General features: G+C 40.4%; 6 protein-coding genes. 3 read left to right on the top strand and 3 right to left on the bottom strand.

Annotated elements, in window-relative coordinates; all coding sequences use genetic code 11:
• Nucleotides 1-523: 523 nt before the first annotated feature.
• Complete coding sequence (locus AAEZ02_RS12020; protein WP_124012412.1) at nucleotides 524-2,011, top strand: FMN-binding glutamate synthase family protein; 1,488 nt, start codon at nucleotides 524-526, stop codon at nucleotides 2,009-2,011.
• A 148-nt stretch (nucleotides 2,012-2,159) separates the two neighbouring features.
• Nucleotides 2,160-2,351, top strand: a complete 192-nt coding sequence (locus AAEZ02_RS12015) for a hypothetical protein (protein ID WP_101034238.1) — start codon at nucleotides 2,160-2,162, stop codon at nucleotides 2,349-2,351.
• 253 nt (nucleotides 2,352-2,604) lie between these two features.
• Here the strand turns inward: AAEZ02_RS12015 and AAEZ02_RS12010 are convergent, their stop codons facing one another.
• Entirely contained in the window at nucleotides 2,605-2,820 is a 216-nt protein-coding gene (locus AAEZ02_RS12010) for a hypothetical protein (protein ID WP_101034237.1), read from the bottom strand.
• Nucleotides 2,821-3,378: 558 nt separating this feature from the next.
• Nucleotides 3,379-5,172 (bottom strand): ABCB family ABC transporter ATP-binding protein/permease, encoded by a 1,794-nt coding sequence (locus AAEZ02_RS12005; RefSeq protein ID WP_101034236.1) that lies wholly within the window; start codon nucleotides 5,170-5,172, stop codon nucleotides 3,379-3,381.
• Nucleotides 5,173-5,523: 351 nt separating this feature from the next.
• Here AAEZ02_RS12005 and AAEZ02_RS12000 point away from each other — a divergent pair, with 351 nt between their 5' ends.
• Entirely contained in the window at nucleotides 5,524-5,700 is a 177-nt protein-coding gene (locus AAEZ02_RS12000; protein WP_101034235.1) for a hypothetical protein, read from the top strand.
• 42 nt (nucleotides 5,701-5,742) lie between these two features.
• On the opposite strand, the gene aroG is transcribed toward AAEZ02_RS12000, so the two are convergent.
• A complete protein-coding gene (gene aroG, locus AAEZ02_RS11995; RefSeq protein ID WP_351123235.1) occupies nucleotides 5,743-6,798 on the bottom strand; it encodes a 3-deoxy-7-phosphoheptulonate synthase AroG in 1,056 nt (351 codons plus the stop codon).
• Between the last annotated feature and the right edge of the window lie 31 nt (nucleotides 6,799-6,829).

The raw sequence follows: 6,829 nt of genomic DNA, 5'->3' as shown, positions 1-6,829 counted from the left end.
TATAAGACGCCACATCAGAAATATAATGAGTTAAAAAAAGCGGCTTAAAATCTCTCCAGAAATACTTGACCATTACAGGTCGCATTAGTTGAAGCCGCATTGTTAACATCCATAATAATTTCTCATTTAGCATAATAGATAGCCTAAATATCGACCAAAAAATGAATCTCTGAAGTCATAATAGATAAATATAACGATTCATCTCATTCACCCCCTTACGATATTAATGGCGAACTAAAGGCCTATATTGCATAACGATAATGTAAAGGATAGCCCAAATAACAGCGTTAATGTGTACATTAGCAATAACCGCTAAATTGAAAAAGTAAGCTTCAACGCATCACAATCGCATCAATTAATGCCTTACTACTGCAAAAGAAAACCGTTTGATAACGAGGTCAAAAGTGTAACGATATAGTTACCTCGTATTGGTTATTGCTAATATGGCTAGTTAATAAGATTAATTTTATCATTATCACCCATACTGAGTCTCTCACACTGAATTTTAATTAAGGACAAAAATATGCTGCAACAACATTGGTTTATGTGGGGAATAGATATTTTTTCTGGTCTTTTATTAATGTTATTCTGGTTCTTGCTCATTGCGGTAATTTACATGTTTATCGCTGATAAACTGCAAACTAAACAAGCCATTCGGCATAACTACCCTGTCATCGGCCGTTTTAGGTATATTCTAGAAAAACAAGGCGAGTTTTTTAGACAATACTTTTTTGCCCAAGACCGCGAAGAGCTGCCATTTAATCGCGCCGAACGCAGTTGGGTATATCGCGCCGCTAAAAATGTTGACCGCACCATTGCGTTTGGTTCTACTCAGATCTTAGATAAACCGGGGGCAGTAATGTTCATGAACTCAGCATTCCCCATCAATGATCATGACACCCATAAAACCATCGCTGTCACCATTGGCCCCGATTGTAATCACCCTTACATAACCGAGAAAATTTGCCATATATCAGCAATGAGCTTTGGGGCATTGTCTCGTCCAGCGATTACAGCACTATCCCATGGCGCAGCAAAAGCAGGCTGTTGGCTCAATACTGGCGAGGGAGGATTAAGCCCTTACCATCTAAAAGGTCATTGTGATTTAGTATTTCAAATAGGCACAGCTAAATACGGTGTCCGTAATGCTCAAGGCCATTTAGACGCACAAAAACTCACCGAAATTGCAGCGCATCCTGAAGTCAAAATGTTTGAAATTAAGTTAAGCCAAGGTGCTAAGCCCGGTAAAGGTGGTATTTTACCCGCCATAAAAGTGACTGAAGAAATTGCCATTATTCGCGGGATCCCAGCGGGACAAGACTCAATTAGCCCCAATGGACACATTGAATTAAACAACGTAGCTGACATTGTCGATATGATAAATCAGGTAAGAGGTATTACCGGCAAACCAACAGGAATTAAGGCTGTGTTAGGCGATATGTCTTGGGTAACCGAATTCCTGGATGAAATTGAGCGCCGTGGTATTGAGCATGCACCAGACTTTTTTACCTTAGACAGTTCCGATGGCGGTACAGGCGCAGCGCCACAAGCTCTGATGGATAATGTGGGCTTACCACTACGACAGAGTTTACCGTTACTGGTTGATTTACTGAATGAACGCGGCTTTAAGCAACGCATTAAAATTATTGCTACGGGGAAAATGATCATACCCTCATATGTGGCATGGGCATTAGCCACTGGTGCCGATTTTATTGCTTCCGCCCGTGGAAATATGTTTGCCTTAGGCTGTATTCAATCGCTGCAATGTAACAAAGACACTTGCCCCACTGGCATTACAACTCATAATACACGACTACAAAAAGGCTTAGATCCTAAAGATAAATCGGTACGTGTCGCAAACTATAATCATTTTTTACACTATGATTTAATCATGATCGCACATTCATGCGGCGTAACAGATCCAAGATATTTAACCCGCCACCATGCTCGTATTGTGCAATCGTCTGGGGTCGCAGTCACTCTCGATAAACATTACCGACATATGCAATAGTGTAGGTCATGAACCCCAGTAAATTACAGGGCTCTAGTGCGCGGATTACTTTGCCGAAAATGAGAAAAGGTGTACAATATGTTTGATATTAGTCACAATAAGCAGTCTTAATGTGATTTGAAGAGACGTCAGTCCAGAGGGTTTCGTATTGAATATAAAAACGAATGCAGTAGATCTAAATGCAAAAAGCTTAAGTTTAAGCTGTAAAAACTGTAATCGAATGACAGAAATCGAAGGAGAATTAGTATGCTTTGAACAAGGCAAAATTAAACGTTTAACACTAGACCCTTCTCCAGCGGCACTGATAAAAATGGTGTGTATTAGTTGGCAGAAAAAGTAATCATTTTTAATCAACAGTCGAATTTGTCATTTTAGACATAACTGACTATATCCCGATCTTCTTCCAAGTGCTTTATCGACCAAAAATCCTAATGTTAGCGATTAAAGCCATAATGGCATCCCAAAAGATACACTGATATCAATTCATTAGCATCATAAGTCAGTGCAAATCGATATAACAGCATGAGTTGATTAGAGCGAGTCAAACAACAAAAGTGTGTCCTGCGTGTCATCATTTTGTTTAATTGGCTAGGTTATACAATACTCTTATCGAGATCACTATCCATCGCCTTAGCTAACGTCACGCCACGAGTCGTCACCCTTAAACCAGCACACAAATCGTTGTACACTATTTTAATTGCATCATCAGACATGTTACGCGTTTTTAGCATTGCCATAATAGCAAACCAATCTGTTGTCACTTGATGCCGGGTGCCTTCTAGCGCCGCAATTAACGCAATATTATGCACAAGTCATCTCCATACACGAATCTGCACCTTTAATAAAATCCAGTTGATTGAAAAACAATGTTATCTGAGATAAATAACTCACGAGTAAGGCTATAGATTAACTGCGTTAATCACTATCGTCAAAAAATTCATTAGCCATAAATCTAACAATAGGGTTTTAACACCATTCAGCGCTGTTAAAATGTTCCATTATAGAGTGCTTACGCTATAAAGAGGTTTTTAATTATGCCCCCACTTAACGACTTCGCTGGTGATAATTCTTACTCATGGTAAGAGAATGATAAACCCAAACGCCCGTTTTTACGCCACATCAACATATATACCTAAACGACCTCGAAATGTAGGCTCCAGCATATCAAGAAGTGACCGCGCTCAACGTTCTAGGAATAGGGCTGCTAGAGCGACCTTCGGTCGGCTAGGTACTCGGAATTAGCCGCACAGCATATTCGCATCTAATCCTCTCGCTTTTAGCTGGTATAGAATCTAGCCGCGCTAGCGTACTAGCATCTAATCCTCTCACTTTTAGTTTATATAACGCAGAAACATGTTTATCGACACTTAGCCCTTCGCCAGATTTTCTTGTTCATTTTGAATATGCCAAAGCCGAGCATAAAGCCCCTGTTGAGCTAATAAACTAGTATGAGTGCCATGCTCAACAATATTACCTTTACTCAATACGACTATTTGGTCTGCATCAATAATGGTCGATAAACGATGGGCTACGACTAAACTTGTGTGACCTTTTGCAGCATCTCGCAAGGCACTTAAAATAGCTTGCTCTGAGCGTGAGTCTAATGAAGACGTGGCTTCATCAAACACTAAAATAGGCGCACCTTTCAACACAGCACGAGCAATAGCAACACGTTGTTTTTCGCCGCCGGAAAGCTTTAATCCACGCTCACCGACCTTGGTATTGCCTTTATCTGGCAATGATTCAATAAAGTCGCTCAAATGAGCCAATTTAATCGCCGCGATAATCTCATCACGGGAAGCATCTGCACGGCCATAGCGAATATTCTCATAAATAGAATCGTTAAATAATACCGTATCTTGCGGTACTACTGCGATTGCTCTGCGTAAAGCTTGCTGGCTAAACTGACGCACATCAATACCATCTATAGTGATCGAACCACTGGCAACATCATAAAAGCGAAATAACAATTTAATGATAGTGGATTTACCTGCGCCACTGTCGCCCACTACGGCAATTTTTTTCCCTGCTGGCACCTCAAAACTGACACTTTTTAAAATGGCTCGTTGATCGTAATGAAAGCTCACATCAGTGAACTTTATCGCTCCAATGGTTGGGCTAATTTCTATCGCATCAACCTGATCTAATACTTGTGGTTGTTTGGCTAAAATATCAAACATGCGTTCAATATTGGCTAATGCACCGCGGATCTCACGATAAACAAACCCTAAAAAATTTAACGGAATAAATAACTGCATCATAAACGCATTAATTAATACAAAATCGCCAATAGTCATGGAATCTTGGCTCACTTCGTAGGCCGCCAACCCCATCATGGCAGTCATAGCAACGGCAATAATTAACGCTTGGCCACCATTAAGCGCAAATAACGATAAACGGTTTTTGCGCTTTGCCACTTCCCATTGCTCAAGCGCAGAGTCATATCGTTGCGACTCAAATTCTTCGTTATTAAAATATTTTACGGTTTCATAATTTAATAAGCTATCCACTGAACGAGTATTTGCCAGCGAGTCGGCTCTAGCGGCATCGCGCACATAACCTGTACGCCATTCTGTCGCCACGACGGAATAACCAATGTAGGTCACAACAGAGAAGAAGGTGATCAGCGCAAAACTCGCGCCATAGTTATAAAAGAAAATACCAATAACTAAGACAATTTCAAGCAGTGTTGGAACGATATTAAACACCATAAAGCGCATTAAAAAACTGACACCACTGGTGCCACGTTCAATGTCACGCGACAGGCCGCCGGTACGGCGATCTAAGTGAAAATCAAGATCGAGTCGATGTAAATGTTCAAAAACCGACCGTCCAAGGCGACGAATAGCACGTTCGGTAACCCGACCAAATAAGGTATCGCGTACCTCACCAATAATGACATTGAGCAAGCGAACCGCACCGTAGGCTAACACCAAACCAACAGGGACGGCGATTAGCTGCGTCGCTGATTGTTTATCGAGCGTATCGACTAAGTCTTTAAGGATAAATGGCAATCCAACACTCGCTATTTTAGCAACGATGAGGCAAATCATCGCCAGCAATACTCGCCCTTTAAATTCTAATAAATATGGCCATAACAATCGTAGAACTTGCCAATTTAACGTCCCTACCGGGCCTTCAAAATACGCAGAAGGTCTCATCTTTACTCCAGTTAATTACCGCTGTTATTGGCAGTGTTACGAATGGTAAACATTGATTGTCTTATTATATGCCATTTCCTTATCAGACTTACGTCACATTATAATGGAATGGATATTATCAAATTTTATTGATGTTAACCTTTTTAACGTCAAGTTTAGTAATACTTAAGGCTTACTAAAAATAGATTTTTATTAGTCAAAGATATAATTTTTGGGTTTATTTGTGTTTTTTTGTGCTTTTTTAAGCTAAATAGAGTTATTTCTGTGAGCATAATTTGCTACTCTTCGAGTACAAATAAAGGCCTGTTTGATGATTAACAGACAAAGATTTACTAACTTAAAGGATGCTTTATGTTGGATAACACAAAAATTCAGTACCCTCCATTACAACTAATACAAACATGGGTATGGATGATGATTGAATCTGATAACCCTGAACTGCAAGACAAAGGCCGTAATAATCTTATCTCGGCCTTTGGTAATCTAGCAAAGGCTAATGAATATCTCGTTGAATATACAAAAAAATAAGGCGCTCATTGCGCCTTATTTTTTGAGTGATTTTGCCAAAGACTATGCTTGACGACGGTCTAGTACACTTTGATTTAGGGTCGCTAAAAGCGACTCGGTGTCATCCCAACCGATACAAGCATCTGTAACACTTTGTCCATAACACAATGCACTGCCTTCAATTAAATCTTGGCTTCCTTCGACTAAATGACTTTCAACCATAACCCCAAATATAGCCTGATTACCTTGAGATATTTGGCCGGCAACATCCTTTGATACCACCATCTGTTTTTTATAATTTTTGCTGCTATTGGCATGGCTAAAATCAATCATAATATTATCAACTAATCCTGACTTAGTCAGCTGATTAGCAATCTCTGAAACATGCTCAGCACTATAGTTTGGGGCGCGTCCACCACGAAGAATAATATGACAATCGGGGTTGCCTTTGGTCGATACAATCGCTGAATGACCAAACTTAGTCACCGACAAAAAGTGGTGAGGAGCATTGGCTGCACCTATCGCATCAATAGCCACTTTAATGGTGCCGTCGGTGCCATTTTTAAATCCAACAGGACAAGACAGCCCCGATGATAGCTCTCGGTGTACTTGCGACTCAGTGGTGCGAGCCCCAATAGCGCCCCAACACATCATATCGGCCACATACTGAGGCGTGATCATATCTAAAAACTCACCTGCGGTTGGTATTCCAGAGTCATTTAAATCGACTAATAATTTGCGCGCAGTGCGTAAGCCATCATTTAGTTGAAAACTATTATCCATATACGGATCATTAATTAAGCCTTTCCAGCCCACGGTTGTTCTCGGCTTTTCAAAATACACCCGCATCACGATTTCAAGCTGATCTATATACTGTTCACGTAACTTAACCAAGCGTTGACCATATTCTAAAGCCGCAACAGGATCATGGATTGAACAAGGACCAATCACCACCAACAGACGATCATCTTTACGGGCTAAAATGTTATGAATGCTGTTGCGTGCATTGAAAACGGTTGCTGATGCATTTTCGGTTGCCGGAAATCGCTCTAGAATCGCAATAGGAGGAAGCAATTGTTTTATTTCATCAATACGAATATCGTCAGTTTGGTAATGCATAGTGGTTACAGCTCCGGCAAAACATTTTATT

Source organism: Shewanella sp. T24-MNA-CIBAN-0130 (assembly GCF_040310185.1).
Classification (GTDB): Bacteria; Pseudomonadota; Gammaproteobacteria; order Enterobacterales; family Shewanellaceae; genus Shewanella; species Shewanella psychromarinicola.
Note: the sequence above shows the minus strand (reverse complement) of the source record. Positions and strands in the feature narration are given on the sequence as shown.

Excerpts from the sequence above, each read along its gene's own strand:
- AAEZ02_RS12020 (WP_124012412.1), top strand. The coding sequence starts at position 524 with ATGCTGCAACAACATTGGTTTATGTGGGGAATAGATATTTTTTCTGGT.
- AAEZ02_RS12005 (WP_101034236.1), bottom strand. The coding sequence starts at position 5,172 with ATGAGACCTTCTGCGTATTTTGAAGGCCCGGTAGGGACGTTAAATTGG.
- AAEZ02_RS12000 (WP_101034235.1), top strand. The coding sequence starts at position 5,524 with ATGTTGGATAACACAAAAATTCAGTACCCTCCATTACAACTAATACAA.
- aroG (WP_351123235.1), bottom strand. The coding sequence starts at position 6,798 with ATGCATTACCAAACTGACGATATTCGTATTGATGAAATAAAACAATTG.